2 protein-coding genes and 1 pseudogene are annotated in these 1066 nt (G+C 65.8%); all 3 read left to right on the top strand.

Features of this window, described 5'->3' with window-relative positions; all coding sequences use genetic code 11:
- Positions 1 to 351 (top strand): 6,7-dimethyl-8-ribityllumazine synthase (locus EN914_RS36275; protein ID WP_127389729.1); only part of this gene is annotated, 351 nt, incomplete at its 5' end.
- The gene (gene nusB / locus EN914_RS36270; protein ID WP_013532244.1) at positions 348 to 848 is read left to right on the top strand and encodes a transcription antitermination factor NusB; all 501 of its coding nucleotides are present in this window, start codon (positions 348 to 350) and stop codon (positions 846 to 848) included. The genes EN914_RS36275 and nusB, both read left to right, overlap by 4 nt.
- Positions 845 to 1066: pseudogene (locus tag EN914_RS36265) on the top strand (MFS transporter); the annotation flags it as partial. The gene nusB and the pseudogene EN914_RS36265, both read left to right, overlap by 4 nt.

Raw genomic sequence — 1066 nt, 5'->3', positions numbered from 1 at the left:
ACTTATGACGTCGTCACCGTTCCAGGTTCGCTGGAGATCCCCGCGGTGATCACCTTTGCACTGGACGGCGCGACGGAAGGCGGCACACATTATGATGGCTTTGTCGCGCTCGGCACCGTCGTCCGCGGCGACACCTACCATTTCGACATTGTCGCCAATGAATCCAGCCGCGCGCTCATGGATTTGAGCGTGCAGGACTCGGTCTGCATCGGCAACGGCATTCTCACCACCGAGAATGACGCCCAGGCCTGGACTCGCGCCAAGCGCTCGGAAGGCGACAAGGGCGGCTTTGCCGCGCGTGCGGCGCTGACCATGATTGCCCTCAAGGAACAATTGGGGGCGCGATCGTGAGCGAACCCGCTTCGCCCGGGCAGCCCGCGATGCGCCACGCCAACAAGCGCGGCGCTGCCCGTCTGGCCGCCGTGCAGGCGCTCTATCAGATGGATGTCGCCGGCAGCGGTGTCTTCGAGATCACCGCCGAGTACGAGGCGTTTCGCCTTGGCAAGGAAGTCGACGGCGCGCTCTATCGCGAGGCCGATGCGCAATGGTTTCGCGCTATCCTGGCGGGTGTCGTCGAGAACCAGAAGACGATCGATCCGATCATCCGCCAGGCGCTGACCGAGGACTGGCCGCTGTCGCGGCTCGATTCGACGCTGCGCGCCATCCTGCGCGCCGGCGTCTACGAACTGATGAAGCGCGAGGATGTCCCGGTCGCCGTCATAGTCTCCGAATATGTCGACATCGCCAAGGCCTTCTACGAGGAAGACGAGCCGAAGCTGGTCAATGCCGTGCTCGACCGTGTGTCACGCCGGGTGCGTGGCGAGGGGCGCGGCAAGGACGCATCATGACGGCAATCGCCGTCGAGGCAGGCAGCGAGGCGCGCCGCACGGCGCTGATCCTGGCCGCATCGCAGGCGATCATCGGCTCGGCGGCCCCCATCGCCATCTCCGTGGGCGCGCTGGCCGGGCAATATCTGCTTGGCCCCGACAAATCATTGGCGACAGCGCCGATCACCGGCTTCAACATCGGCGTGGCGCTCGGCGCGCTGCCCGCAGCGGCCATCATC

This window comes from Mesorhizobium sp. M7A.F.Ca.CA.001.08.2.1 (genome assembly GCF_003998455.1).
Lineage (GTDB): Bacteria > Pseudomonadota > Alphaproteobacteria > Rhizobiales > Rhizobiaceae > Mesorhizobium > Mesorhizobium ciceri.
The sequence above is the reverse complement of the archived record's forward strand: the minus strand, read 5'-3'. Positions and strand labels throughout refer to the sequence as shown.